The sequence below is a fragment of the Photobacterium alginatilyticum genome, from assembly GCF_009910675.1.
GTDB lineage: Bacteria > Pseudomonadota > Gammaproteobacteria > Enterobacterales > Vibrionaceae > Photobacterium > Photobacterium alginatilyticum.
In genome coordinates this window covers 1-373 of the sequence record NZ_RSEJ01000366.1, presented here as the reverse complement: position 1 = coordinate 373, position 373 = coordinate 1, and the positions used below count along the sequence as shown (strand labels likewise).

1 protein-coding gene is annotated in these 373 nt (G+C 37.5%); it reads left to right on the top strand.

Annotation, left to right across the window (positions count from 1 at the left end):
- Positions 1-45 precede the first annotated feature (45 nt).
- The coding region (locus tag EIZ48_RS31710) for a reverse transcriptase domain-containing protein (protein WP_160658824.1) at positions 46-373 on the top strand (328 nt) is incomplete at its 3' end.

The following is a 373-nucleotide window of genomic DNA, read 5'->3' as shown; positions in this document are numbered from 1 at the left end:
AAGAACATTCATGAAGCGGAATTAGATGAAAGTTGGACTCTAGCTATGCAAGACGAATTAAATCAATTCGAGCGTAGCAACGTATGGACTTTAGTACCTAGACCGCATGATAAATCCATTATAGGTACGAAGTGGGTCTTTCGTAATAAGATGGATGAATCGGGTATTGTTATTAGAAATAAGGCTAGGCTTGTAGCTCAAGGGTATAATCAAGAAGAGGGCATCGATTTTGATGAAACTTACGCACCCGTAGCTAGACTAGAAGCCATTCGCATATTGCTTGCTTTTGCATCTTTTAAAGGCTTTAAATTGTATCAAACGGATGTTAAAAGCGCTTTCTTAAATGGTTTTATAAATGAGGAAGTTTACGTGA